The organism is Allorhizobium ampelinum S4 (genome assembly GCF_000016285.1).
Taxonomy (GTDB): domain Bacteria; phylum Pseudomonadota; class Alphaproteobacteria; order Rhizobiales; family Rhizobiaceae; genus Allorhizobium; species Allorhizobium ampelinum.
This window is the reverse complement of the sequence record NC_011989.1, coordinates 1,312,212-1,338,710: the sequence shown is the minus strand read 5'-3', so window position 1 is coordinate 1,338,710 and position 26,499 is coordinate 1,312,212. Positions and strand designations below refer to the sequence as shown.

Below are 26,499 nucleotides of genomic sequence, written 5' to 3'. Positions count from 1 at the left end.
TGGTGCGCAGGACGAAACGGGCAATCAGCCGCTGAATTTGCCGCTGCGCGGGAAGCCCTTGGGAACCGTGCGTCCAGGCCCGGCCCGATCGCCCAGCCATTCCAACAGTTCGTCCTTGCTGCGGGTGAAGCTCCGGCCCGCACTGTCTTCCCAGGAAAGCCCGTCTGCAAGGGTAAAGCACTTGATGTCGGAGACACCGCCGTCCTTATAGCGTTGCAGGCGCACGCCCTTGCCGCGGCTCATTTCCGGGACCTGTGCCAGCGGGAATACCACCATTTTGCGATTTTCGCCGACCACAGCCACATGGTCGCCGGAAATCGGCACGACCAGCTTGGTTTCATCCGGCATGCCGACATTCATCACCTGTTTGCCCTTGCGGGTATTGGCGGTGATGTCGCTTTCCGCGACGATGAAGCCATTGCCACCCGTCGAGGCGATCAGCAGCTTGCGGGCTGGATCGTGGACGAAAGCCGTCAGCACATCCTGATCGTTTTCCATATCGACCATGATTCGGATCGGCTCGCCATGGCCGCGCCCGCCGGGCAGCTTGTCGCCGCCAAGCGTATAGACCTTGCCACCGGTGGTCACCAGCAGGATCTTATCTGTGGTCTGGGCGGGGAAGGCCACGCGCAGACCATCGCCTTCCTTGAAGGTCAGGCTGACCTTGTCATAGCTGTGGCCCTTAAGCGCCCGTATCCAGCCCTTTTCGGAGATGACGACGGTGATCGGCTCTTTCTCGATCATCGCCTGCTGAATGGCATCGACATCGGCATCCGGCGCATTGGCAAACAGCGTGCGGCGGCGGCCAATGTCGGTCGCCTTGGCATATTTCTTCTTCACCTCACCGATTTCCGAGGCAATCGTTCCCCATTGCAAGTCGTCAGAGGCCAGCAATGTCTCGATCTCTGCCTTTTCCTTGGACAGAGCATCATGTTCCTTGCGGATCTCGAATTCCTCGAGTTTGCGCAAATTGCGCAACCGCATGTTCAAGATGGCTTCGGCCTGGTTGTCCGTCAGCTCGAAGCGGGCAATCAGTGCGTCCTTGGCCTCGTCTTCCTCGCGGATGATGCGGATCACCTCGTCGAGATTGAGATAGGCGATCAGCAAGCCGCCGAGAATTTCCAGCCGCCGGTCGATGGCCGCCAGACGGAAGCGCGACCGGCGCACCAACACGTCCTTGCGGTGATCCAGCCATTCCAGCAGCACCTCGTTCAGCGCCATCACCTTCGGTACTTTACCTTGGGAGAGGACGTTCATGTTCAAGGGAATGCGGCTTTCCAGCTCAGACAGCTTGAATAGCGATTCCATCAGGATGGTCGGATCGACGGTACGACTCTTCGGCACCAGCACAACGCGAACGTCTTCGGCTGACTCATCGCGAATGTCTTCCAGCAACGGCAGGCGCTTGGCGATCAGCAATTCGGCGATCTTTTCGATCAACCGTGATTTCTGCACCTGGAACGGGATCTGGGTAATGACGATCTGATAGCCGCCGCGCCCGAGGTCTTCCGTCTCCCATTTGGCCCGCACTCGGAAACCGCCGCGTCCGGTGCGGTAGGTTTCCAGCATGCTTTCGCGGCTTTCGATGACAATGCCACCGGTCGGGAAATCCGGTCCCTCGATGCCGCCGCGCTGCGGATGAGCCGGATCGGCAAACAGCTCTTCGACAGAAGCGCTACGGTTCTTGATCAGATAAAGCGCCGCATCACACAGCTCATGGGCATTGTGCGGCGGGATCGAGGTTGCCATGCCGACCGCGATGCCGGAGGCGCCATTGGCGAGCAGATTGGGGAAAGCGCCGGGCAACACGACCGGCTCGTCGTCTTCCTCGTTATAGGTCGGGCGAAAATCCACCGCATCCTGCTCGATACCCTCGAGCAGAAGCCCAGCAACGTCGGTCATCCGTGCTTCGGTATATCGGTAGGCAGCCGCCGAATCGCCGTCGATATTGCCGAAATTGCCCTGACCATCGACAACGGGATAGCGCTGCGAAAAATCCTGGGCGAGCCGCACCAGCGCGTCATAGACCGACTGGTCGCCATGCGGGTGAAATTTACCGATGACATCGCCGACGATACGGGCGCATTTCTTGAAGGCGGAATTGGGCCTGATCCCCATTTCGCTCATCGCATGGATGATGCGCCGATGCACCGGCTTCAGCCCATCGCGCACGTCAGGCAGCGCCCGGTGCATGATGGTCGACAGCGCATAGGCCAGGTAGCGCTCTTCCAGCGCATATTTCAGATCGATCGGTGTGACGTTATCGCCACCGTCGCCAGGCGGTATAAGACTTTTTCCCATGCCCCTTGCGTAGCCGAGAACCCCTTGCACGGCAAGGATTCCGGGGGATGCACCTGTGGATTATCCGATCAGGGCGTTTGGGGTCTATGAGACAAAATCAAACGAGTACGACAAAAAGCATGGCGGATTTCCGCACTGTCTTATAAAGGATCATGACCGCGCAATCGCGCATATCCTTTTGTTCTTAGAGGGAATTGTTATGACGACGCATAAATCCGCCGGGCCTGCCCTGCGCCGTATCCTCTCGGTCAGTGCCGCCATTCTCGTGCTTCCCTCAGCAGCTTTTGCGCTGGATGGCCAGGATTTGCTCGCCAAGATCAATAAATCCTATACCGGGGGCAATGCGGCCATTACCGCCAGTTCTATCGATATCAACGGCGATGTCGTAACGCTGCGGGGTACCAAGCTGAAGCCAGCCAAAGCGTCGGATACCGGCCCGGATGCCGCGCCAGTCTCCATCGGCGACGTGAAAATGAGCGGCGTCATCGAAAACCAGGACGGCTCCTATGAAATCGACCGGGTCGATTTCCAGCCGCTCAATCTGGTTGAAAACAACTCAACCGTCACCGCCTCCGATCTCTACCTGTCCGGCGTCACCGTTCCGGCCAAGACCGATGGCGGCGACCTCGCCTCCATGCTGTTTTACGAAAAGGCCCATAGCGGCCCGATCAGCGTCAAGGCGGATGGCAAGGAAGTGTTGTCCATGGCCGAGGCCGAAGCGACAACGGCAATCGAGGACGATGGCGCCAGCCTCGCTTTCGAAGGGACTGTCAAAGGCTTCAAGCTCGATCTGTCCACCGTCGATGATCCAAAGAGCCGCGATGCAATCGAAAAGCTCGGAATCAGCATGCTGGATGGCGGCATGACCATGAAAGGCAGCTGGGAACTGCAATCGGGAACGATTGACGTTCAAAACTACACGCTTGATTTCAAGAATGTTGGTAAGCTGACGGTGGCGCTTGGCCTGTCCGGTTATACGCTGGACCTGGTCAAGCAACTTCAGGAAACCGCCCGGGCCATGGAAACCAATGCCAAGGACCCGCAGGCGCAGCAGGCCTCCGGCATCGCCATTCTCGGCCTGATGCAGCAAATGTCCTTCCTGGGCGCCGATATCCGCTTCGACGATGCCGGCATTACCGAACGGGCACTGGCCTATAGCGGCAGCCAACAGGGCGTCTCGGGCAAGGATATGGGCCAGATGGTCAAGGCCATGATGCCTTTGATGCTGGCCCAGGCCAAGCTTGGCGATTTCCAGAATGTCGTCACGTCAGCCGTCAATGCCTATATCGACAATCCGAAGAGCCTGACGATCTCCGCGGAACCGCAAAACCCGGTCCCCTTCCCGATGATCGTCGGCGCGGCCATGGGCGCACCGGAAACGCTGCCCAAGGTTCTGGGCGCAAAGGTAACGTCTAACGACTAAGGGTCATCGAACTCGAACATAGACGATAAAAGCCGCCAGACTGGCGGCTTTTTTTGTGGAATGCGTTATTGAAGATTGCGCTATTTTTCCTGCGGCCCCTGCCCTGCATCGTTGCTGGGCGTGATAGCCGTGTCATGCAGTGTCGTCGCATTGCGAAACAGGATGAGCGCGAAGACAAGTCCGGTGGAGACGCCGATGATGACATCGAGAAAGCGCACCAGCCCACCGGTCGCAGGGCCAAGCAGGATGACCAGAAGTGCTGAGGCGCCAGCCTGGATAGGCGTGACGGGTGCCAGATTGGCCAGCGCGCCCAGAAACATCGCGGCGAATATGGCGAGCGAAATCTGCACGCCGAGCACACTTATCGGCAGGAGAAAGATCAGCTCGCCGACCGCGATGCCGATGGTCACGCCAATGACAACATTGATGCCTTGGCGCAGGTGATTGGGAATGCCCGGAGCCAGACAGATGATCGCGGCTATGGCGGCAAAAATCGGCTGCTGGTGGCCGAACAGCCAGTGGGCACCATAAAAAGCGACCGCCGCAGCTAAAGCTGCGGCGGTCGCGTGGCTGAAGGCATCCCGGATATGGCTCGCAAACCGGGACCACATCGGTTCAGTCTTTCTTCGGCGTTGGCACCACCCGCAGCGCCAATTCGCGCAGCTGGGTTGGGGTTGCCGGAGCCGGTGCCCCCATCAACAGATCCTGCGCCTGCTGGTTCATCGGGAACAGCGAGATTTCGCGCAGGTTCTTGGCGCCCACCAGCAGCATGACCACGCGGTCGATACCGAATGCGCAGCCGCCATGCGGCGGTGCGCCGTATTGGAAGGCGCGGTAGAGGCCGCCGAAGCGTTCTTCCACGTCCGTCTGGCTGAGACCAACCTTCTCGAACGCCTTGACCATCAGTTCTGGCGACTGGTTACGGATCGAGCCGGAAGCGATTTCAAAGCCGTTGCAGACGGCGTCATATTGGTAAGCCTTGAGTGTCAGCGGGTCTTGGCTGTCGAAGGCTTCCAACCCGCCCTGCGGCATGGAGAACGGGTTGTGGGCGAAGTCGATCTTCTTTTCTTCCTCGCTCCATTCGTAGAACGGGAAGTCCACAATCCAGCACATTTCAAACCGGTCGCGGTCAATAAGGTTCAGCTCTTCACCTGCACGGGTGCGGGCTTCGCCAGCGAACTTATAGAACTTGGCCGGATCACCGGCGACGAAGAAGCAGGCATCGCCAGCGCCAAGGCCGAGCTGGGCGGCAATGGCGGCGGTGCGCTCTTCGCCAATGTTCTTGGCCAAGGGGCCGGAACCGGCAACCTTGCCGTCTTCTTCCTTCCAGAAGATATAGCCAAGGCCCGGCTGGCCGGTGGACTGCGCCCAGGCATTCATGCGGTCGCAAACGGCGCGGCCAATCGCGCCGGTTGCTTCCGTGTGCTTGACCGGGATCGCCCAGACCTCAACCTTCGGGTTGGCGGCAATCATGCTTGCGAAAATCTTGAAGCCTGAATCAGCGAAATGCTCGGTCACGGCCTGCATAACAATCGGGTTACGCAGATCGGGCTTATCGGAGCCGTATTTGCGGATCGCTTCATCATAGGGAATGCGTGGCCATTGCTTCGTCACAGGCTTGCCTTCGGCAAACTGCTCGAACACCTTGGTCATCATCGGTTCCATCGTGGTCCAGACATCTTCCTGGGTCACGAAGCTCATTTCCACGTCGAGCTGGTAGAACTCGCCGGGCAGACGGTCAGCGCGCGGGTCTTCATCGCGGAAGCAGGGCGCAATCTGGAAGTAGCGGTCGAAACCAGCCACCATCAACAGCTGCTTATACTGCTGCGGAGCCTGCGGCAGGGCGAAGAACTGGCCTTCGTGGATACGGCTTGGCACCAAAAAGTCGCGCGCACCTTCGGGCGAAGAGGCGGTCAGGATGGGCGTGGTGTATTCGGCAAAGCCAAGCTCACTCATGCCGTTGCGCATGGATGAAATAATCTGGGTGCGCTTGACGATGTTCTTGTGCAGAGTCTCGCGGCGAAGGTCGATGAAGCGATACTTCAGGCGCACATCTTCCGGATAGTCCGGCTCGCCAAACACTGGCAGCGGCAATTCCTTGGCCACGGCGAGAATTTCGATTTCCTGCGCATACAGCTCGATTTCGCCGGTCTGCATGGCCTTGTTGACGGTCTCATCGGCGCGGGCCTTGACCACGCCATCGATGCGGATCACCCATTCGCCGCGCACGGTCTCGGCCAGCTTGAAAGCCGGGCTATCGGGATCGGCCACCACCTGCGTGATACCATAATGGTCACGAAGGTCGATGAAGAGAACGCCGCCGTGGTCGCGGACGCGGTGGACCCAGCCGGAAAGGCGCACGGTGGCACCAACATCGGACTTGCGGAGAGCGGCACAGGTGTGGCTGCGATAACGATGCATTTCGAACGATCCTGGACATGTGTAAAAGGTCAGCACGGACGCAAGGAATGCGCGCTTGGCTGGCATGGAAAATCGGGCGGAAAAGCGCATGGCCGGCCCGATTTGTCAAGGCTACAGGCTTTTACGCTTTGGATTTACGCTATATCGGCATCTCCTGCCGGGGTAAACGTCGCATGCTGTTATAGCCCGACTCACCTGCATTTGAAAATCCGGCCCATCATGAACGATATACGTCCGCTTTTGCCCCTGCTCGTCACCGCCGGTATTCTGATCGGCGGCAATGGCTTGCAGGGCACGTTCATTTCGCTGCGTGCCCTTGAAGAAGGGTTCTCGACGACGATGATCGGCGTGGTCGGCACCGGCTATAATATCGGCTTTGCCATCGGCTGCATCTATGTGACGAGGCTGATCCGGGACATCGGCCATATCCGCGCCTTTGCCGGGCTGGCGGCGATTGCCTCTGCCGCCTCCATCGCCATGCTGATCTTCATTCACCCTGCCGCATGGTTTTCGATGCGGCTGATACAGGGCGTCTGTTTTGCCGGTCTGTTCGCCGTGGTGGAAAGCTGGCTCAATGCCCGCGTCACCAACGAGACACGGGCGCGCACCTTGTCGATCTATCGCTTCGTCGATCTGGGATCGGTCACTGTGGCGCAATATATCATTCCGGCGGTCGGCATTTCTGGTGTCGATCTGTTTGCGCTGATCGCCATGGCGCTATCTCTGTCTCTGGTACCGATTTCCTTTGCCGACCGCACCAGCCCTGCCCCACCGCGGCATGTGGAGTTTAACATCAAGGCCCTGTGGGGCATTTCGCCGCTGGCGACCATCGGCTGTATTGTGGTGGGGCTTACCAATTCCAGTTTCCGGTCGCTCGGACCGATCTATGCCGAAGGCATCGGCATGTCGGTCACGGCCATCGTCACCTTCATGAGCATCGGGATTTTTGCCGGTGTCGTGCTACAATATCCGCTCGGCCATTACTCCGACAAGCTGGATCGGCGCACCATCATTCTGGTGGCCGCAGGCGGTGCCATGCTGGCTGGTCTGTTCCTGACCTTCGTGGCGGGAACAAGCGAAATCCTCAATTTTATCGGGATTTTCCTGTTCGGCGCCTTTGCCATGCCGCTTTATTCGCTGTGCTCAGCCCATGCCAATGACCATGCCGCCCCCGGCCAGCATGCGCTGGTCTCGGCAGGAACCCTGTTCTTCTGGTCCTGCGGGGCCGTGGTCGGGCCGATGTTTGCCTCCGTCCTGCTCGACCATTTCGGACCAAGGGCGCTGTTTTCCTATATGGTCGTCGTGCTGGCGCTGTTCATCCTCTACACCCTGCTGCGGATGCGGGCGCGCGAAGCGGTCCCGACGGAGGAGCGGCGCTATCCCTTCCGGGCGCTGCTACGCACCTCCGCCTTTTTCAGCAAGCTCGCTGCACCTGTGCGAACGAAGCGGAAATAGGCTCGGCGGCATAGGCCTGGGATATTGCTGATTTCCACAATCAACTTTAAAAGACCAACGTCCCGTCCGACGCTGGAACCGCCCATCATGCCCATTCTCTCCCGCCGCACCCTGTTGAAAGCCTCCGCTGTTGCCACTGCCTATGGCGCGGGCCTCGGCATTGCCAGCCGCTTCCAGGGCGCACGCATGGCCTTTGCCGCCCCCAAGCCGTTGGAAATCGAGGCACGGTTTACCTCAGTCACCCTCGACGGCAGCCATGAGACGAAAAAGCTGATGAGCTTTGCTCTGCCGGGCCAGACGGCGGCAATGCCACCCACCATCCGCATGCGCCGGGGCGAGCCTTTCGCCGCAAAACTGATAAACCATATCGATGATGCCACCACCATTCACTGGCATGGCTTGCGGATTCCAAACGCCATGGACGGCGTGCCCTTCCTGACCCAGCCCTATGTCTATCAGGGCGACAGCTTCGATTATGCCTTCACGCCGCCGGATGCCGGCACGTTCTGGTATCACCCACATTGCAACACGCTGACCCAGATGGCGACCGGCATGACCGGAATGATCGTGGTAGAAGACCCCGACGACCCGGCCTTCGACGCGGAAATCGATCTCAATCTGCGCGACTGGCGGCTGGGCGAAGATGGCCAGTTCATCGCGCTATTCAAGCCGCGCGACACGGCCCGGGCCGGAACCTTCGGCACCGTGCGCACTGCCAATTGGCAGGTGGAGCCGCGCTACGATGCGCCCAGCGGCGGCTTTACTCGGGTTCGGATCGTCAATACTGACGTAACGCGGATCTATACGCTGAAACTGGAAGGCGCAGAAGCGGTCATTGTCGCGCTGGATGGCCAGCCGGTGCCAGCGATCCTGCCGATGCAGCTTGCTATCGTCGCCCCCGGCCAGCGCATGGACATCATCCTGAAAATGCCCGACAGCGAAGGCAGCGAGGCACGGCTGACCGATATTCGCCCCAGCACGCCAAAAACCGTCGTCAGCTTCCGTGCCACCGGCGCGTCCTTGAAACGCGATCTGAAGGACGTGCCGCCGCTGCGGCCCAATCCCTTCGACAAGCCAGATCTCGCATCCGCCCAGCATATTCCGCTGGTGCTCTCCGCCACGGCGGAAAACGGCGCGAAAGAGTCAATCTGCGGCACGCTCGGCTATTCCTTCTGGGCGATCAACAAGGTGACATGGCCGGGCGACACACCCGACCCGACCGCGCCGCTGGCTGAATTGAAGCTGGGCAAGAGCTACATCTTCGACCTCGTCAACGACACGCCTCACGCCCACCCAATCCATCTGCACGGCATGAATTTCCAGGTGATCGCCTCCAACAACCGCCCTGCGGTACCGCTGATCTCCGACACCTACCTGGTCATGCCCGATGAAAAGGTGCAACTCGCTTTGGTGGCCGACAATCCCGGCGACTGGGTTTTGCATTGCCACATCATCGAGCACCAGAAGACCGGCATGACCAGCTATGTCAGGGTCACATGACCGGAGGCATCCTCATTCGGCATTCGTGCTTCATGCCCAGGTAGAAAACCGACCCGAACCCGCTGCTGCCGGGGCCTTGGACAGGCACCGTGTCCTCTCGGTCACATTGGCGTCACGATCCGTTAAAAACCGGGGAGTTTTGGCCATAGACGGCCTCAAACCTTGTCATCAACTTGACAATAAGGACGCAAGGGGGAAGGAAAGAAATGAATTCGAAGAGATATGCCGGGGCCCAATGATTTCTACAACTCAAGATTTAGAAGCCGCTTGCGAAAAACTGGCCAAATCTGAATTTATCACCATTGATACGGAATTCCTGCGTGAAACCACTTTCTGGCCGGAGCTGTGCCTGATCCAGATGGCCAGTCCCGATCTAGAGGTCATTGTCGATCCGCTGGCCGAGGGGCTCGATCTTGCACCCTTTTTCAAGTTGATGGCCAATGGCGATGTGATCAAGGTGTTTCACGCCGCGCGCCAGGATATTGAAATCATTTTTCACCTGGGCAATCTCATTCCCCATCCAATCTTCGACACCCAGGTGGCGGCCATGGTCTGCGGCTTTGGCGACAGCGTGTCCTATGACCAGCTGGTCCAGAAGATCAAGAATATCCATATCGATAAAAGCTCGCGCTTTACCGACTGGAGCCGCCGTCCGCTTTCGGAAAAGCAGCTGGATTACGCGCTCGCCGATGTCACCCATCTGCGCGATGTCTACCTGACTCTGAACGCAGAACTGGAGCGTGAAGGCCGCGCCAGCTGGCTGAGCGAGGAAATGGCCATCCTCGAATCCCGCGACACCTATGATCTACACCCGGACGATGCCTGGCAACGGCTGAAGATGCGGCTGAGAAAACCGCAGGAGCTGATGGTGATGAAGGCCGTGACCGCCTGGCGCGAGCGTGAGGCCCGCGCCCGCAACGTCCCCCGCTCACGGGTGATCAAGGACGACGCTATTTTCGAAATCGCCCAGCAGCAGCCCAGGGATGTCGAGGCGCTCGGACGGCTCCGGACCATTCCGAAGGGCTGGGAGCGCTCGGCACCGGGCGGCGCGATCATCGACGCGGTCAATGCCGCCCTGGCAATTCCCAAGGCCGAATGGCCGCAGGTCCAACGCCAGAACCATGTGCCGGAAGGCACGGCACCGGCTGTGGAACTGCTCAAGGTACTGCTGCGCCTGACCTGCGAACAGCATGGCGTCGCCGCCAAGATGATCGCCAATACCGACGACCTGGAAAAGATTGCCGTCGAGGGCGAACAGGCCGATGTGCAGGCCATGCGCGGCTGGCGGCGTGATCTGTTCGGCGAATCGGCGCTGAAGCTGATCAATGGCGGGGTTGCCCTCCGCTTCGTCGGCAAGAAGATCGAAGCCGTCGAATTTATCGAACCTTGATGGTGTCGCTGCGCGCGGCCACAGAAGGCGATATCGGGTTCATGATGTCAGCGGAGCGCCAGCCCGGTTACGACCTGCTGGTCGGCCGGTTCAGCGCGGCGGAACACCTTGCCAATCTCAATGATCCGGCGAAGGCCTATCGGATCGCCGTGTCGCCGGATGGCGAGCCGCTCGGCTTCGTGTTGTTCCGCGACATCAATGATCCGCAGGATAATCTCTATATCAAGCGCGTCGTGGTTGCCGCTCCCGAAAAGGGAACCGGCACGGCGATGATGCGGCTTGCGCTGGATTGGGCATTCACCACCACCTCCGCCTATCGGATCTGGCTAACCCACATACCGAATAACCGGCGCGCCCACGCGCTTTACAGCAAGCTCGGCTTTCAACAGGAAGGCGTGCTGCGCGGGGCCTATGGTCATCGTCAGGACCAACGCGGTGACCTCGTGCAGATGTCACTGCTGAAACCGGAATGGGACAGCGTAACGTCCGGCTGATAAGATCGCCCTCGCAGCACTGTTTCCCAATTCTTCAACCCGCCGGACCGTTACCTTGGAACTCCCCTCACCCCTGAAAAGCGCCGTTGAGCGCCTGCTGGAACATCAACCGCTTGCGCCCTTGATGAAAGCCGCCGAACGCCTGTCCCAGCGTTACCGCAAGGAAGTACGCGACGGGCAGTTGCATATCAGCGACGATCTGGCCGCACGCGCTTATCTCGCCGCTCGCCTGCCCGCCACTTTCGCCGCCGTCAGGGCGGCGATGGACATGGTGGCCGAGGTGCAGGCGGATTTTGCACCCAGAACCTTGAGCGATTTCGGCTCCGGCCCCGGCACCGCGCTTTGGGCCGCCGCCGATTGCTGGCCGCAGTTACAACAGGCGACGCTGATCGAGGCCAGCCCTGCCATTCGCGCCATCGGTAAAAGCCTCTCGCAAGCCCTGCCCTTTGCCTGCGACTGGCAGGCGGGCGATCTCACCAAAACCCTGCCACCGCTTGAGCCTGCCGATCTGGTGACGCTTGCTTATGTGCTCGATGAGTTACCGATCGATGCGGTGGCAAGCATGACGGCAAAGCTCTGGGCCTTGACCGCCGGCACGATCATCATTGTCGAGCCCGGCACGCCGGCAGGCTGGCAGCGGATCGTCACGGCACGGCAGGCGCTTCTCAATGCGGGCGCCCATCTGCTTGCACCCTGCCCTCACCAGCAGCTCTGTCCCATCGTCAGCCCGGACTGGTGTCACTTTTCAAGGCGCGTTGCCCGTTCCCGCCTGCATCGGCAGGTGAAACAAGGCGAAGTGCCGTGGGAAGACGAGAAATACATTTTCATCGCCGCCTCGCGCCAGCCTGTGACCTTATCCGGTGCGCGGGTCCTGTTGCCGCCCCGGCTGGCCAGCGGCATGGTGAAGCTGAAACTGTGCCAAGGCAATGGAACGGCAGAGGAGACCACTCTCAGCCGCCGTGATGGCGCACTCTTCAAGGCGGCGCGCCGAGCCGATTGGGGTGACTTGCTGATCGCCGAGGAGGAAGATTGATGGCCATGCCACAGAGGATACTGGATATCGCGACGGCACATGGCTTTGCCGAAATTGCCCTTGGCCACGTTACCAGGGAATATCCCAATCACATCATGCATGTGTTCGATGGTGCTGAGACTGAAGTGACGCCCTCGGCCCTGCATCCGGTGTTCTACGGCAGTTTCGACTGGCATTCCTGCGTGCATGGCTATTGGATGCTGGCGCGGCTGCTCAGGCTTTTTCCTAGCATGCCATCGGCACCGGCCATCCGCGACCTGTTCGATACCATGCTGGTAGCGGAAAACATCGCCGGAGAATGCCGCTATTTCGACAGGCCGTCATCCCGTGGCTATGAAAGGCCTTATGGCTGGGGCTGGCTTCTGGCGCTTGCAGCCGAATTTGAGGGGCATGAAAAGCCGGATTGGGCGCGGGCCTTGCTGCCGCTCACCCAACGGATCGTCGCGCGCTTTGAGGCATTTTTGCCGCTGGCGACCTATCCGGTTCGGGTCGGCACCCATTACAATACCGCTTTTGCCCTGCGGCTGGCCGCAGACTATGGGCACGTATCCGGCAATTCCGCATTCCTGACACTTCTTGAGCAAACGGCACGGCGCTGGTATGGCGACGACCACACTTGCACGGCCTGGGGAGAACCCTCCGGCGACGAATTCCTGTCCTCGTCGCTGATCGAGGCCGAATGCATGCGCCGGCTTCTGCCACGTGGGGAATTTTCCGGCTGGCTGTCACGCTTCCTGCCGGATCTCGCCCGGGGCGAGCCTGCGCATCTGATGCAGCCGGCCAATGTTTCCGACCGCAGCGATGGCAAGATCGCCCATCTGGACGGGCTGAACCTCAGCCGGGCCTGGTGCTTTTATGCGCTGGCAGCGGCGCTGAAGGATCAGGATGCCGCCAGCCTGGCGCTCACCCAAGCCGCTGAACGGCATCTGGATGCTGCACTCGCCCATGTCGCGGGCGAATACATGGGCGAGCACTGGCTGGCAAGTTTTGCCGTGCTGGCGCTTACACAGCCCCGCTGAAGACGTCCCAGAGCAGTTTGAGATTGAGCGCGATGATGATCGCGGCGATCACCCAGGCCAGGGCAGCCGTCCAGCGGGAAATGACGAACGAGCCCATCTTGCGCTTATCGCTGACGAATTGCACCAACGGCACGACGGCAAAGGGCAATTGCATCGACAAGATGACCTGGCTCAGCACCAGCAGTTCCGCCGTTCCCTTGTTGCCGTAAAGCCAGGTGACGATCACGACCGGAATGATCGCCAGACAGCGGGTCAGCAGGCGGCGCGCCCAATTGGGGATGGTCAGCCGCAGGAACCCTTCCATGACGATCTGTCCGGCCAGCGTTGCCGTGACGGTGGAATTGATGCCGGAGGCCAGCAGCGCCACGGCAAACAGGGTGGAGGCAAGGCCGAAGCCCAGAAGCGGCGACAGCAATTGATGCGCCTGCTCGATTTCCGCCACATCGGTGCGGCCATTGGCATGAAACACCACGGCGGCGATAATCAGGATCGAGGCATTGACGAACAGCGCCAGCATCAGGGCAATCGTGCTGTCCAGTGTCGCCCATTTGATCGCATCCTTGCGGCCACGGTCATTGCGCTCATAGGCGCGGGTCTGGACGATGGAAGAATGCAGGTAGAGATTATGCGGCATGACCGTCGCGCCGATAATGCCGATGGCGACATAGAGCATTTCGCGATTGGTGATCACTTCGGCGGAGGGAATGAAGCCCGATAGAATCTCGGCGACCGGCGGTTGGGCGGCGATGATCTGCGCCAGGAAACACAGGGCGATAATGGTCAGCATCGAGACCACGAAGGCTTCCAGGAAACGAAAACCCTTGTTCATCAACAGCAGCAGCAGGAAGGTATCGAGCGCAGTGATCAGCGCGCCGCCGATCAGCGGAATGCCGAACAGCAATTGCAGCGCGATGGCCGTGCCGATCACTTCGGCCAGATCGCAGGCGATAATCGCCACTTCGCAGGCCAGCCACAGACAGATGCGCACCGGCGGCGAATAATGATCGCGGCAGGCCTGGGCGAGATCTCGCCCGGTAGCAATGCCAAGCCGGGCTGACAGCGCCTGCAACAAGATCGCCATCAGGTTGGAAATCATGATGACCGACAAAAGCGTATAGCCAAATTGCGATCCGCCAGCGATATCCGTCGCCCAGTTACCTGGGTCCATATAGCCGACCGAGATCATATAGCCCGGTCCGGCAAAGGCCATCAGCTTGCGCATCCAGGAGCCGATCTTCGGCACATGAACCGAGGCATGCACTTCCGGCAGACTGGCGCGGTCGTCTCCCGGCCGCGCAAAACCCCAGGCCCCTTTCGGGGCGGGACTGGTTTCCAATTTCGACATAAGTGCCCGTAGCCTGGTTTTTATTGCGATTAATTCGCAACAATCTGCGCCGGTTTTTTTAATTATGCAATAGGCTATATTCTATTGCATTGGCTTTATTCGAAGGTTCTGCCTATGGGCCGCATCCCGCAATCCCGCTGTTTTTCGAAAGCCGCCGGAGGCTGGTCATCAAGGCCAAGACTTGCTACTGCATTGTTTCGCCTGGACCAGGCCACAGCGCACGGTTGCGTCAAAAATGGTGCAAGGCGAGTACCCCACTGAATACGAGGACCAGCATTTGGCGCGCACGTCACCTTCAAAGCCCCGGACCGTTTCCCTGCCGGATGCCGACGCCCATTCTGAAGGCTTCCGGCAGGCGCGCGAGGCGCAACGCAGCGCGCTGGTGGAGGATTATGTCGAACTGATCGCAGATCTGATCGCCGAAGGTCAGGAGGCCCGTCAGGTCGATATCGCCCAACGGCTCGGCGTCGCCCAACCGACCGTGGCCAAGATGCTGGCCCGACTGACCGAGGGCGGTCTGATTTCCCGCAAGCCCTATCGCGGAGTCTTCCTGACCCAGGCCGGAGAAAAACTGGCTCGGGAAAGCCGGGAGCGGCACGAGACTGTTGAGGATTTTCTGAAAATGCTCGGCGTCTGCGAAAAGACCGCGCGGATCGACGCCGAAGGAATCGAGCACTATGTCAGCGCCGAAACGCTCGCGGCCTTTCGTAAAGCGCTGACTGAGGGACTCGCCGGATCACGGGCAGACGAGATCAACGATCACCAATAACAACAACAGCAGCAATCAGCTCACTCAAACCGAAAGGCCAGCCGCTTGCCTGTCAGTTTCGACAGTTGCTGCAAACGCCCATCCAGGCGCTCCCCGGCAAAATCGTGATATTCCTTCGGTATCACGAATTCGAGGTCGAGATCCGACCGCTTCGAGCGCTCGAAGGTCAGGTGATCTACCACGCCCGGCATCGAGGCCGAAAACAGGTAGACCACGCGCAGAAGTCCACCCAAGAGCTTTGCCCGGTCCAGCAATCTCTGCGTGGCAATGGTGGCGAGCGGCCCGGTCTGCCCATCGTCATGCAGGCCTTCGAACCGGTAGTAATTGCTGAGCGCGATAAAAGCCCGGCCCGGATGGCTGATGCCGACAAAGGAGGAGTGGGCAATCAGGTTCAGCGCCTGCAAGCCGCGATAATCGGGATGGGCGCGCCAGCTCAGATCGGCCAGAAGGCAGGCGGCCTGCCGATAGCGAGCCTCCTCCTCCGTCTCCACGACATCGAAAAACGGCATCATCGCGCCGGACCACTCTGCAAGCTCACGCGCATGTTCCGGCGAGCGGGCGCGCAGGATTGCCAATTCGTCGGCCGCTTCCAGCAATGGGTCCAGCGCGCGGATCTCGTCCGACAGCTTCGAATAAAGATAGCCCTCACGCACGCCTTGCGCGGAAAAGCAGACCCGGGCAGGCTGCATGGCCTCCAGCACTTCGCGAAGCGCAACCGCGCCAAAAGGAATCAATGTGCGGCGGCTCTTGGAAACAGTCTGCCAAGCCGGTGCGCGGGCGCTAACACCAGTCAGGATTTCGTCGAGAAACTGCATCATCTCGGCAGTGGACACTTCATAGCCCTGCATCATATGCAGGGGATAATTGCGGATTTCCATATGCAGCTTGGCAATATTGCGCCATGTGCCACCGACCGCATAAAACGTCCGCCCCTGCCCATTTTTCAACAGGCTGGCCGAGCGTACCTGCTTGCGGGCAAAACTGGCCGCCTTTTCAAGTGAGCCTTCTGACAGTTCCGATAGCCGCAGGCCGCCGAGTGGCAGGGTAATTCCCTTGCCAATCGCCTGCCCCTTGACATCGACCAGCTCGAGAGAGCCACCGCCCAGATCCCCGGCAATGCCGTCGGGGTCGTGAAAGCCGCTGATGATGCCATAGGCGGAATAAAGCGCCTCTTCCTCGCCGGACAGAACCTCGATTTTATGGTCGAGGATTGCTTCGGCCTCGGCGATGAACGCGGGGCCGTTCTGCGCCTCTCGCGCAGCCGCCGTTGCCAGAACATGCATGGAGACCGCACGGGCCTGCTGCGACAAGGCGTGAAAACGCTTCAGCGCCAAAAGCGCGCGCCTGACACCCTCTTCATCCATCCTGCCGGTCTTGGCGAGCCCCTTGCCCAGACCGCACAGCACTTTCTCATTAAAGAGAATGGCAGGCGCCCGAGACAGGCCCTCGTAGATGACGAGGCGAATGGAATTCGAGCCGATATCGACGACGGAAACAGGGGAAATTCCGGGGAGACGCCCCTGCGCTTCGGATTGGGTCATGCGTATCCAGTTTGGCGTTCACTTGCTTTGCAGGTTCGCTCCGAAAGCCGGTCACCGCCTTTCGGAAATCCTGCTTAGAGTCTGTCAGTTTCATATTGAACCAGACAGACTCTCGCTACTCTTGTTTTCGTTTGTCTTTTCGGGAAAACCGGGTTCCACTTTTCCTAAGGCAAACTCTAGCTTTTTCGACCGGAAACAACCCCGGCGATCAGCTTCGGCGCGCTCGATTTCAAAGCTTCTCCCCGCCCGGACAGGCTGGGATTGGTCATGAAATACTGTTGCGCGTTAAAAGGTTCCTCGCCTGCACGCACATCGATGCGCCTCGACGTTCCATCGGGCAATATCTCGTAGCTCTGCTGGTTGTCAATCAGATTGCCCAGCATGATCTGCGAGAGAACCTGTTCATGCACGGTTGGGTTGACCAAAGGCACCAAGGTTTCAACGCGCCGGTCGAGATTGCGCGGCATCATATCGGCCGAACCGATATAGACCAGCGCCTTTTCGGAGGGCAGACGATGGCCGTTGCCGAAGCAGAAAATCCGGCTGTGCTCAAGGAACCGCCCGATGATCGATTTGACTCGGATATTTTCAGAGAGACCCGCCACCTGCGGCCGCAGGCAGCAAATGCCGCGAATGACCAGATCCACTTCGACGCCTGCGCGGCTGGCGCGGTAAAGCGCATCGATGATCTCGGGATCGACCAGCGAGTTCATCTTCATCCAGATGCCGGACGGTTTACCATCCTTGGCATTGCTGGTTTCTTCCTCGATATGGCGCAGAATGCGCGAACGCATCGTGTAGGGAGACACCGCCAGCTTCATGTTTTCCTCCGGCTCTCCATAGCCGGTGATGAAGTTGAAGACATTGGCCATGTCATGCGCAATCTTCGGATTGCAGGTGAAGAACGACAAGTCCGTATAGATCTTCGCGGTAATCGGGTGATAGTTACCGGTGCCAAGGTGGCAATAGGTCCTGAGCTTGCCGTCCTCGCGGCGCACCACCATCGACATCTTGGCATGGGTCTTCAGCTCGATAAAGCCGAACACCACCTGCACGCCAGCCCGCTCCAGGTCGCGCGCCCAGCGGATATTGGCCTCTTCATCAAACCGGGCCTTCAACTCCACCAGCGCCGTCACCGATTTTCCGGCATCGGCGGCATCGATCAGGGCGCGGACAATCGGGCTATCGTTGGAAGTACGGTAAAGCGTCTGCTTGATGGCCAGCACGTCGGGATCGCGGGCGGCCTGCAGCAGGAACTGCACCACGACATCGAAGCTTTCGTAAGGGTGGTGAACCACCATGTCCTTCTCGCGGATTGCCGCCAGGCAATCGCCCATATGCTCACGAACCCGCTCCGGGAAACGGGCATTGTAAGGCTCAAACCGCAAATCTTCACGCGGTGCCTTGGTGATTTCGGATATGGTATTCAGCGCCAACAGGCCCGGCAGAACCGCAACGCGGTTATCGGGCACATTCAGCTCCTGCACCACGAACTGGCGCAGCGCCGCTGGCATTTCCGAATCGGTCTCGATGCGGATCACCTTGCCGCGGCGACGTCGTTTCAGAGCAGTTTCGAAAAACCGGACCAGATCCTCGGCCTCTTCCTCGACCTCGATATCGCTGTCGCGGATGATGCGGAACGTGCCGTAACCCTTGACGTCATAACCGGGATAGAGCCGGTGGATGAACATGCCGACCACATCTTCGAGCGTGATGTAGCGGATGGTGTTCTTGTCGTCGGGCAGGCGAATGAACCGGTCCAGCGCGGTCGGCAGGCGCAGCAATGCCGTCATCGGCTCCTTGCCGTGCAGGCTTTCCAGTTGCAGGCCCATGGAAAAACCGAGATTGGGAATGAAGGGGAACGGATGGGCCGGATCGATGGACAGTGGCGTCAGGACAGGAAAGATCGACTGCTCGAATTCAGTGCCAAGCCAGGTTCGGTCTTCCTCGGAAAGAGCGGAGGGCCGGACGATCAGAATGTCTTCCTTGGCGAGATATTGCTGCAAGACGGCCAGCGACGCCTGCTGTTCCATTTGCAGATTGTCGATTTCCTTGAGGATATCTTCCAGCTGCTCAACCGGCGTGCGTCCATCAGGGCTCTTGATAACAATACCCTGGCGCACCTGGCCTTCCAGCCCGGCGACGCGCACCATGAAAAACTCATCCAGGTTGGCGGCGGAAATCGACAGGAAGCGCACACGCTCCAGCAACGGATGGGCGGTGTTCAGGGTTTCCTCAAGCACTCGCCGATTGAATTGCAGCCAGGAAAATTCGCGATTGATGAAGCGATGCGGGCTGGAGAGCAATTCCTCGCGCGCGACCTCTTCTCCCGCCAGGATAACCGTTTCCTGAGATACCGCCGATTCCGTTACCGATTCCATTGTTCCCGCCTTCGTTTTCAATGCCTTCCGGCATATAAAGGTTGGCGCATCATCCATGATGCACCAGCCCCTTCCACCCGATAAACTACACTCCACCCTGAAACGGTTTCCGAGTCAGAGACTTGCCCAACTATACCAGCAACACGACGTTCCTGTGACAGGCTTTAGCGATCGTGCGCCACGACCGCGTCCAGAACCTCTGCCGCCAGCGCACGCGAAATTTTTGCCCGCCGTGCCAGTGCCAACCGGTCCAATTGCTCAACCACGGCCTGGGCGGCAGCCAGCGACCGTTCCATACGCTGAACGATATAATCAACGACCCGCTCGTCAATCGCCAATTGGCGGTCGGCAAACAGCTTGACGATCACCTGCGACAGCAAGGCCTCGTCCGGCTCGCCGATTTCAACCAGTGTCGCGGCCTTCAGCCGGGAACGCAGGTCCGCAAGCTTAACCGGCCAGGACAAAGGCCAGGTGCGCGAAGTGATCAGCAGGCTCGTCCCATGCTGCTTGACGCTATTGATAACATGAAACAACTCGACCTCGTCGAAATCCGCCCGGTCAGCGTCCTCAAACAGCACCGCCCCCCTGGATGCGGTCATGGAGGCATCCGCTCCCGAAAGAGGCAGAATATCAACAGCCCCACTTTGCGTCCGCCAGATTTCCGCCAGATGCGATTTACCGGAGCCTTGCGGCCCCGACAATATCACCACCGGCGACGGCCAGTTGGGCCAGGCATCGACAACAGACACGGCAGCCGCCAGCCGGCCAGAGACAAGCAGGTCGTCACGGCCCGATGCCGGCCTGTGGCCCAAGGCGAGCGGCAATTGTTCGCCCGTTTTGCCGTCATATGCTTGGCGTCGGGCCGCTGTCTTGTCGATGTCACGCATTTACGTCTCTGAAATGACGGGAGGGCGGACGTCCTTGATCACGGTCGCCTCCTCACCATAGTATAGATCGCTGTCAAGATACCGCCGCACGGCAAAGCGAACAAGCACGCCAACTGCCGCCGCGCAGGGAACGGCAACCAGAACCCCGAGAAAACCGAAGAGCGAGCCGAAGGCGAACATCGCAAACATCAGCCAGACGGGATGCAGACCGACGCTGGAGCCGACCAGCTTGGGCTGAAGGACATTGCCTTCCAGAAACTGGCCAGTGAAGAAGAATACGCCCGTTATGACCACCCAGAGATAGTCCGGCCAGAACTGCACCGCCGCCATGCCCAGCGCCAGAACCAGCCCAACGGATGAGCCGACATAGGGAATGAAGCTGATCATGCCGGTGAAAAAGCCGATCAGCAGGCCAAAATTCAAACCGATCAGCGACAGGCCGACCGCGTAGTAAATGCCGAGGATGAGGCAGAGCGAGCCCTGGCCACGCACGAAACCGGCAATGGTCCGGTTCATTTCACGGGCGATTTCCCGCACGGCGCCAACCTGATTGCGCGGAATGAGGCTGTCCAACTTGGCCATCATCCGGTCCCAGTCGAGCAGAAGATAGAAGGCGACGACCGGGGTCACCACCAACAGGGAGATGATATCAAGCAGCGCCTTGCCGGAATTCCACAATTGCGACAGAAGCGTGCCGATAAAGCCTGCCCCTTCCGCCAGATAGCGGGAAAAATTGCCCTTGATCGCCGCCATCTGGGTGCTCACCTGGCCATTCAGCCATTTCGGTACCCAGGAGGCGTTGGATTTGGCAATCAGCGCCTGCAACTGGCTGACATAATCAGGGATATTGGTGATGAAGTCGTTGAGCTGGGTAACGAGGACCGGAATGATGATCACCAGCGACAAGACGAAAATCACCACGAAGGACACCAGGATCAACACTGTCGCCATCATCCGCGACAGGCCCAGCCGCTCCAGCCGGTCGGCGACCGGATCGAGAAAATAGGCGAGCGCCATGCCAGCCACAAACGGCAGCAGAATGGAGCTGAAGGTCAGCAAAAAGGCGATGACCACCGCCAGCGTGCCGATGCCGAAAAGAACCTGCCGCCAGAAAACGGGGCCGCTGACGCGCTTGATCATGATTTATGTCCTTCCCGGCGGATTGCCTTTTGCAAACTGGATAGGGCGGGCCACAACAGGCCATCCTAGCATCGTGCCGATGAACATGAGATAGGATGGTGTTTCGTCAAGGGTCAAGGTGGCGCGACCGCAATTCGCATATGCAGCCACCACAGACCTTGGAAAACGACGAAAAAGCGGGAGTTTCCGGCCCTTGCGCTTGCATCGCGGCCCCACCCATGCCATGGCGGGCGAAACGTGCCAACCCTGCCAACCAGCGGAGACGAACGGATGAGCAAGTCGGGGAAAAACGGTCTGACCTATAGCGATGCAGGCGTCGATATCGATGCGGGCAATCTTCTGGTCGAAAAGATCAAGCCTGCGGTTCGCTCCACCCGCCGCCCCGGCGCCGATGGCGAGATTGGCGGCTTCGGCGGATTGTTCGACCTGAAAGCGGCAGGCTTTACCGATCCGATTTTGGTGGCGGCCAATGACGGCGTCGGCACCAAGCTGAAGATTGCCATTGATGCAGGCCTGCATGACACTGTCGGCATCGACCTCGTCGCCATGTGCGTCAACGATCTCGTGGTGCAGGGTGCCGAACCCCTGCTGTTTCTCGATTATTACGCCACCGGCAAGCTCGATCCCAACCAGGGTGCGGCCATTGTTGGCGGCATTGCGGCGGGCTGCCGCGAGGCAGGCTGCGCGCTGATCGGCGGCGAGACCGCTGAAATGCCCGGCATGTATTCCGGCGGCGATTACGATCTGGCCGGTTTTGCGGTCGGTGCCGCCGAGCGCGGACAGCTTCTGCCCGCTGGCGATATTGCCGAGGGCGATGTCATTCTGGGTCTTGCCTCATCCGGCGTCCATTCCAACGGCTTTTCGCTGGTGCGCAAGATCGTCGAGCTTGCCGGCCTTGGCTGGGACGCACCGGCACCGTTTGCAGAAGGTGCTACGCTTGGCGCGGCTCTGCTGACCCCGACCCGGATCTATGTGAAGCCGCTGTTGAAGGCGATCCGCGAGACCAAGGCCTTGAAGGCGCTGGCCCATATTACCGGCGGTGGTTTTCCGGAAAATATTCCGCGCGTATTGCCAAAGCATCTGGCCGCCGAAATCGACCTCGCGTCGATCACGGTTCCCACCGTGTTTTCGTGGCTGTCGAAAACCGGTGGCGTGGCGCAGAATGAAATGCTGCGCACTTTCAATTGCGGCGTCGGCATGATTGTCGTGGTCGCTGCCGAAAACGCCGATGCGGTTGCTGCGGCTCTGGAAGCCGAAGGCGAAACCGTCGCCCGTCTCGGCCGGATGATTTCCCGTGAGGAAGGCGCGCCCGGTACCGTCTACAAGGGAACGCTCGGCCTATGAGTTCGGCACCTTCATCGGCGGTCGAAAGGCCATCTCACGCCAAAAAGCGTGTCGCCGTGCTGGTTTCCGGCAGCGGCTCCAATATGGTGGCGCTGGCCAAGGCCTGCGAAGAGGCGGATTACCCGGCGGAAATCGTTGCGGTATTCTCCGACAAGCCGGAGGCTGGCGGTCTGGTCAAGGCCCGCGATCTCGGCATTTTCGCTGCCGCCTTTCCCCGTAAGGACCATGCCAGCAAGGCTGACCACGAAGCCGCCATTCTGGCGGCGCTGGATCAGGTACAGCCCGACCTGATCTGTCTTGCCGGTTATATGCGGCTGCTGTCGGGCGATTTCATTCGCCGCTACCAGGGCCGTATTCTTAATATTCACCCGTCACTTCTGCCGCTGTTTCCGGGTCTTCACACCCACCAGCGGGCGCTGGATGCCGGGATGAAGATTGCCGGCTGCACCGTGCATTTCGTCACCGAAGGTATGGATGAAGGTCCAATTGTCGCGCAGGCCGCCGTACCCGTGTTGCCAACCGATACCGCTGATGCGCTGGCGACCCGCACCCTGACCGTGGAGCATCGCATCTATCCGGTCGCCTTGCAGCTGGTGGCAGGCGGCACCGTCACCATGCTGGAAGACGGTCGCATTGAGCGCGCCGGCTTTGTCGCGGATGCTGAGGCGCGGCTGCTCAGCGCGTAATGATCGCGCCGGAGCTCTTGTAGATCACATAGAAGGCGACCAGAAAAACCATCGCCGCAAACATCCGGTTGAGGGTGTTTTTATGCGCGCCGAGCCGGGTTGCCGCCAGAGTGCCGACAATACCGCCCAGCAGACCACCCAGAATGAACTCCGCCGCCAAAGCCCAGTCCACCAGACCTGACAGTGCGTAATTCACAGCCGTCGCCAGCCCGAAGGCCGTCACCGCCATAAGCGATGTGCCGACTGCATTGATCATTGGCATGCCCGTCGCAAGGATCAGCCCCGGAACGATCAGAAAGCCGCCGCCAATCCCGAAAAAGCCGGAGGCGGCACCCGATACCAGCGCCACAAGCGCCGTCGTCAGGCACATGCGCAGATCCACCGGCCTCGGAGCAGCAGCCACCGCTTTTCTTGGCCGCAGCATCCACACCCCGACGGCCACCATGACAATACCGAACAACAGCAGAAGCCTCGTGCCATCCATCGCCTTGCCAAGCGAGGACCCGGCCAATGCGCCGATGACGCCCAAAGCCGCAAACACCGCGCCGCATCGCCAGCGGACATTGCCTTTCAGGGCATGGCTGGCAAAATTGATAAGGGCATTGGCCGAGACCGCCAGGGCGCCGGTGCCGATGGCCACATGCGGTTGCGATACGCCAACCACATAGAGCAGCAGCGGCGTCGCCAGGATAGAGCCGCCTCCCCCCAGTAATCCGAGGGTAAAACCCACCAGACCACCGGAACCGACGGCCGCGAAAAGCGTGTTCATCGGCTGCGTCCCGCAAAGAACCGATCATGCACGACCATACCGATCACCATGGCAGCGACGAAGATCAGGCTTTCACCATAGCCTAGCGGCAAAGCCGCCAGCGCCGGACCGGGGCAAAAACCGCCCAGGCCCCAACCGATCCCGAAAATCGCCGAGCCAGCCACCAGCGGCAAATCGATGTGGGTCGCGGTCGGCATGGCGAAACGATCCGCCAGCACGGGACGGGCCATACGGCGCACCAGCACCATGCCGGCGAATGCCGTCACCACGGCCCCGCCCAGCACGAAGATCAGGCTCAGGTCCCAGGCGCCGAAAATATCAAGAAAGCCCTGGACACGGGCGGGGTCCAGCATGCCGGACAAGGACAGGCCGAAACCGAAGAGAAGACCGGATAGGAGCGCGGCAGCAGCCTGCAAGGGGGCGGTTTTCATAGGCTGCCCCTCATGATTGTCACAGTGACAATGCCGGTGAAGAGAAAGGTGACGACCGCAACGAAGGAGCGCGGCGACAGTCTCGCCAGGCCCAGAACGCCATGGCCGCTGGTGCAGCCGGACCCCATGCGTGAACCGAAACCGACCAGCAGGCCAGCAACAACCGCCAGCGGCAGGCTGGCCGTCATCGTCACCTTTGGCCATGCTCCAAACAGGGCGAGGAAAAGGATGGGGCCAAGCATCAACCCAACGACAAATGCGCCATTGATAGCGGTGCTGGCCCCCTGGGCCAGACGTCCGACAATGCCGCTGATACCGGCGATGCGGCCTGTCATCACCAGAAACAGAATGGCGGAAGCGCCAATCATCACGCCGCCGACGAGCGAGGGAAGATAGGTCTGAATCATGCCTCATCCTCCGCACAGAAAATCGTGAACAGGGCGGCAATCAACCGCTGGGTCTTCGCCTCCGTCAGGCGGTAGAAGATCTGCTTGCCCTCACGCCGGGTCTCGACGATCCCGGCCTCGCGGAGCACGGTAAGCTGCTGCGACAGGGTCGGCTGGTGAATATCCAGCTTTTCCTCCAGCTCCCCCACCGACCATTCGCCCTCAACCAGCGTGCAGACCAGCATGAGGCGTACCGGGTGGGCGAGTGTTTTCAAGTGTCCCGCCACTTCATCGGCCCGTTCTTCCATCGCCTTCGGCGTCATGCCGGCGCGGCGCTTGATCTCAGCAAACGGATCTACCATGCGGCCCCCTCCAGAACATCAAGCGGAATTTTCAGGTAGCGGCGGCCATTGTCTTCCGGTTCCGGCAAGCGTCCGCCACGCACATTGACCTGCAAGGCATGCAGAATCAGCTTCGGCATCGCCAAGGTGCGGTCGCGAGCCTGACGCAGGGCGACGAACCCGGCCTCATCCGTAGCGGCCAGATGCGGATTGGCGGCCTTCTGCGCTGCAACAGTGCTTTCCCAACGCGGATTGCGCCCGCCCGGCTGATAGTCATGGCCGGTGAAAATCCTGGTGTCGTCAGGCAGCGCCAGAATATCCTGCATGGATTGCCACAGCATATGGGCATCGCCACCGGGAAAATCGGCCCGCGCCGTTCCGCTATCAGGCATGAACATCGTGTCATGCACAAAGGCCGCATCGCCGATGACATAAGTGACGGAGGCCAGCGTATGCCCCGGCGAAAACATCACCGTCGCCTCGATAGATCCGAGCTTGAAGCTCTCACCATGGCTGAATAGCCGGTCCCACTGCGACCCATCGGTTTTCAGTTCCGGCCAATTGTAGATGCCCTTCCACAGCCTCTGTACATCGGTCACATGCGCGCCAATCGCCGTCGGCGCGCCGGTCTTGCCCTTCAGATAGTCGGCAGCAGAAAAATGATCGGCATGGGGATGGGTGTCGAGAATCCAGGCGACCGTCAGCCCCTCGTCCTCGATATGGCGAAGGATGCGGTCGGCATTGCCGGTCGAGGTCTGGCCGGATTTCTCATCGTAATCCAGTACCGGATCGATGATGGCGCAAACCTTCGTTGCGGGGTCGGACACCACATATTGCGCACTCCAGGTGCGCGGATCAAAGAAACCCTTGACCTGCGGACGGCGCGCGGCCCGGCGGTGGAGCCAGGCGACGGCGGCGCTCAAATCCATGCCATGGGCTGCACCGAAAGCCGCGACGTCATCTACGCTCATCTCACCATTCAACACCGCGCCCAGCACATGCAGGGTCAGTGCCCGCAAGCCGCTGCGGCAATGGGCAAAGACCTTCGCTCCGCCCCGGCTGGCAGCCCGGAAAGCCTCCACATCAGCCTCGGTGAAATCTGCCATCGTGACCGGGATGAAATGATAGTCCAGCCCAGCCTTTTGCGCCGCCTCGCGCTCTACCTTCGTGCCGGGAGCCCCCTCCTCGGCATCAGGGCGTAGATTGACGAGCGTGGTAAACCCGTCGGCCGCCAGTGCGGCAATCTCGTCCATGGATGGTTGGCTGGAAATGGTAAACGTATCGGAGATGTGGTTCGGCATGGTGGTTTGCCCTCTATCAATATACAATATCATATAATGTATATTGATAGAGGCGCAAGAGCCAGAATGACGCAGGTCTTGCGTCCTCCCGGCCCCTCAAAACGATGAGTGAATTGCCTTGGTCGGAACAGATCCCCGACCG

General features: G+C 59.9%; 23 protein-coding genes. 10 read left to right on the top strand and 13 right to left on the bottom strand.

Annotated elements, in window-relative coordinates; genetic code table 11:
- Positions 1-24: 24 nt before the first annotated feature.
- Positions 25-2,301, bottom strand: coding sequence for a DNA topoisomerase IV subunit A (gene parC, locus AVI_RS06250; RefSeq protein ID WP_015915568.1), 2,277 nt, complete (start codon positions 2,299-2,301; stop codon positions 25-27).
- 199 nt (positions 2,302-2,500) lie between these two features.
- Between parC and AVI_RS06245 the strand changes: the two genes are divergently transcribed.
- The gene (locus tag AVI_RS06245; protein WP_015915567.1) at positions 2,501-3,724 is read left to right on the top strand and encodes an AsmA family protein; all 1,224 of its coding nucleotides are present in this window, start codon (positions 2,501-2,503) and stop codon (positions 3,722-3,724) included.
- 80 nt (positions 3,725-3,804) lie between these two features.
- Here the strand turns inward: AVI_RS06245 and AVI_RS06240 are convergent, their stop codons facing one another.
- Together AVI_RS06240 and aspS are read right to left on the bottom strand one after the other, a co-directional pair.
- On the bottom strand, positions 3,805-4,335 hold the full coding sequence (locus AVI_RS06240) for an FUSC family protein (RefSeq protein ID WP_015915566.1): 531 nt from the start codon (positions 4,333-4,335) through the stop codon (positions 3,805-3,807).
- Positions 4,336-4,339: 4 nt separating this feature from the next.
- Entirely contained in the window at positions 4,340-6,145 is a 1,806-nt protein-coding gene (gene aspS, locus AVI_RS06235) for an aspartate--tRNA ligase (protein WP_015915565.1), read from the bottom strand.
- A gap of 219 nt (positions 6,146-6,364) precedes the next feature.
- Here aspS and AVI_RS06230 point away from each other — a divergent pair, with 219 nt between their 5' ends.
- The 6 genes from AVI_RS06230 to AVI_RS06205 all read left to right on the top strand — a co-directional run bounded on the left by AVI_RS06230 (position 6,365) and on the right by AVI_RS06205 (position 13,036).
- A complete protein-coding gene (locus tag AVI_RS06230; protein ID WP_015915564.1) occupies positions 6,365-7,600 on the top strand; it encodes an MFS transporter in 1,236 nt (411 codons plus the stop codon).
- 87 nt (positions 7,601-7,687) lie between these two features.
- Positions 7,688-9,100 carry a multicopper oxidase family protein gene (locus AVI_RS06225; RefSeq protein WP_015915563.1) on the top strand — a complete coding sequence of 471 codons (1,413 nt, stop codon included), beginning with the start codon at positions 7,688-7,690 and terminating at the stop codon, positions 9,098-9,100.
- A 235-nt stretch (positions 9,101-9,335) separates the two neighbouring features.
- Positions 9,336-10,490, top strand: coding sequence for a ribonuclease D (rnd, locus tag AVI_RS06220; RefSeq protein ID WP_015915562.1), 1,155 nt, complete (start codon positions 9,336-9,338; stop codon positions 10,488-10,490).
- 41 nt (positions 10,491-10,531) lie between these two features.
- Positions 10,532-10,984, top strand: a complete 453-nt coding sequence (locus tag AVI_RS06215) for a GNAT family N-acetyltransferase (RefSeq protein WP_015915561.1) — start codon at positions 10,532-10,534, stop codon at positions 10,982-10,984.
- A gap of 55 nt (positions 10,985-11,039) precedes the next feature.
- The gene (locus AVI_RS06210; RefSeq protein ID WP_015915560.1) at positions 11,040-12,017 is read left to right on the top strand and encodes a small ribosomal subunit Rsm22 family protein; all 978 of its coding nucleotides are present in this window, start codon (positions 11,040-11,042) and stop codon (positions 12,015-12,017) included.
- Complete coding sequence (locus tag AVI_RS06205) at positions 12,017-13,036, top strand: DUF2891 domain-containing protein (protein WP_015915559.1); 1,020 nt, start codon at positions 12,017-12,019, stop codon at positions 13,034-13,036. The genes AVI_RS06210 and AVI_RS06205 overlap by 1 nt, the downstream gene beginning before the upstream one ends.
- Here AVI_RS06205 and AVI_RS06200 read toward each other — a convergent pair.
- Positions 13,020-14,381 (bottom strand): Nramp family divalent metal transporter, encoded by a 1,362-nt coding sequence (locus tag AVI_RS06200; protein WP_015915558.1) that lies wholly within the window; start codon positions 14,379-14,381, stop codon positions 13,020-13,022. The two genes, AVI_RS06205 and AVI_RS06200, sit on opposite strands and share 17 nt — an antisense overlap.
- A gap of 235 nt (positions 14,382-14,616) precedes the next feature.
- Between AVI_RS06200 and mntR the strand changes: the two genes are divergently transcribed.
- Entirely contained in the window at positions 14,617-15,150 is a 534-nt protein-coding gene (gene mntR / locus AVI_RS06195) for a manganese-binding transcriptional regulator MntR (RefSeq protein WP_080516964.1), read from the top strand.
- 20 nt (positions 15,151-15,170) lie between these two features.
- Here mntR and ppx read toward each other — a convergent pair whose 3' ends face one another.
- The 4 genes from ppx to AVI_RS06175 all read right to left on the bottom strand — a co-directional run bounded on the left by ppx (position 15,171) and on the right by AVI_RS06175 (position 21,099).
- On the bottom strand, positions 15,171-16,691 hold the full coding sequence (gene ppx, locus AVI_RS06190) for an exopolyphosphatase (protein WP_015915556.1): 1,521 nt from the start codon (positions 16,689-16,691) through the stop codon (positions 15,171-15,173).
- 176 nt (positions 16,692-16,867) lie between these two features.
- Positions 16,868-19,072 carry an RNA degradosome polyphosphate kinase gene (locus AVI_RS06185; protein WP_041696409.1) on the bottom strand — a complete coding sequence of 735 codons (2,205 nt, stop codon included), beginning with the start codon at positions 19,070-19,072 and terminating at the stop codon, positions 16,868-16,870.
- Positions 19,073-19,236: 164 nt separating this feature from the next.
- Complete coding sequence (gene hdaA / locus AVI_RS06180) at positions 19,237-19,959, bottom strand: DnaA regulatory inactivator HdaA (RefSeq protein WP_015915554.1); 723 nt, start codon at positions 19,957-19,959, stop codon at positions 19,237-19,239.
- The gene (locus tag AVI_RS06175; protein WP_015915553.1) at positions 19,960-21,099 is read right to left on the bottom strand and encodes an AI-2E family transporter; all 1,140 of its coding nucleotides are present in this window, start codon (positions 21,097-21,099) and stop codon (positions 19,960-19,962) included.
- Positions 21,100-21,369: 270 nt separating this feature from the next.
- Here AVI_RS06175 and purM point away from each other — a divergent pair, with 270 nt between their 5' ends.
- Complete coding sequence (gene purM / locus AVI_RS06170; protein ID WP_015915552.1) at positions 21,370-22,443, top strand: phosphoribosylformylglycinamidine cyclo-ligase; 1,074 nt, start codon at positions 21,370-21,372, stop codon at positions 22,441-22,443.
- Positions 22,440-23,129 carry a phosphoribosylglycinamide formyltransferase gene (purN, locus tag AVI_RS06165; protein ID WP_015915551.1) on the top strand — a complete coding sequence of 230 codons (690 nt, stop codon included), beginning with the start codon at positions 22,440-22,442 and terminating at the stop codon, positions 23,127-23,129. Before purM ends, purN begins: the two co-directional genes overlap by 4 nt.
- Here the strand turns inward: purN and AVI_RS06160 are convergent.
- From AVI_RS06160 to blh, 5 genes are read right to left on the bottom strand one after another with little or no spacing between them, the layout of a single operon-like run.
- Entirely contained in the window at positions 23,119-23,898 is a 780-nt protein-coding gene (locus tag AVI_RS06160; protein WP_015915550.1) for a sulfite exporter TauE/SafE family protein, read from the bottom strand. The two genes, purN and AVI_RS06160, sit on opposite strands and share 11 nt — an antisense overlap.
- Positions 23,895-24,329 carry a YeeE/YedE family protein gene (locus AVI_RS06155; RefSeq protein ID WP_015915549.1) on the bottom strand — a complete coding sequence of 145 codons (435 nt, stop codon included), beginning with the start codon at positions 24,327-24,329 and terminating at the stop codon, positions 23,895-23,897. The genes AVI_RS06160 and AVI_RS06155 overlap by 4 nt, the downstream gene beginning before the upstream one ends.
- Positions 24,326-24,733, bottom strand: coding sequence for a YeeE/YedE family protein (locus tag AVI_RS06150; RefSeq protein WP_041697793.1), 408 nt, complete (start codon positions 24,731-24,733; stop codon positions 24,326-24,328). The genes AVI_RS06155 and AVI_RS06150 overlap by 4 nt, the downstream gene beginning before the upstream one ends.
- Positions 24,733-25,077, bottom strand: a complete 345-nt coding sequence (bigR, locus tag AVI_RS06145) for a sulfite-sensing transcriptional repressor BigR (RefSeq protein WP_015915547.1) — start codon at positions 25,075-25,077, stop codon at positions 24,733-24,735. Before bigR ends, AVI_RS06150 begins: the two co-directional genes overlap by 1 nt.
- Positions 25,071-26,357, bottom strand: coding sequence for a bifunctional sulfur transferase/dioxygenase Blh (gene blh, locus AVI_RS06140; protein ID WP_041696407.1), 1,287 nt, complete (start codon positions 26,355-26,357; stop codon positions 25,071-25,073). Before blh ends, bigR begins: the two co-directional genes overlap by 7 nt.
- Positions 26,358-26,499: the final 142 nt, after the last annotated feature.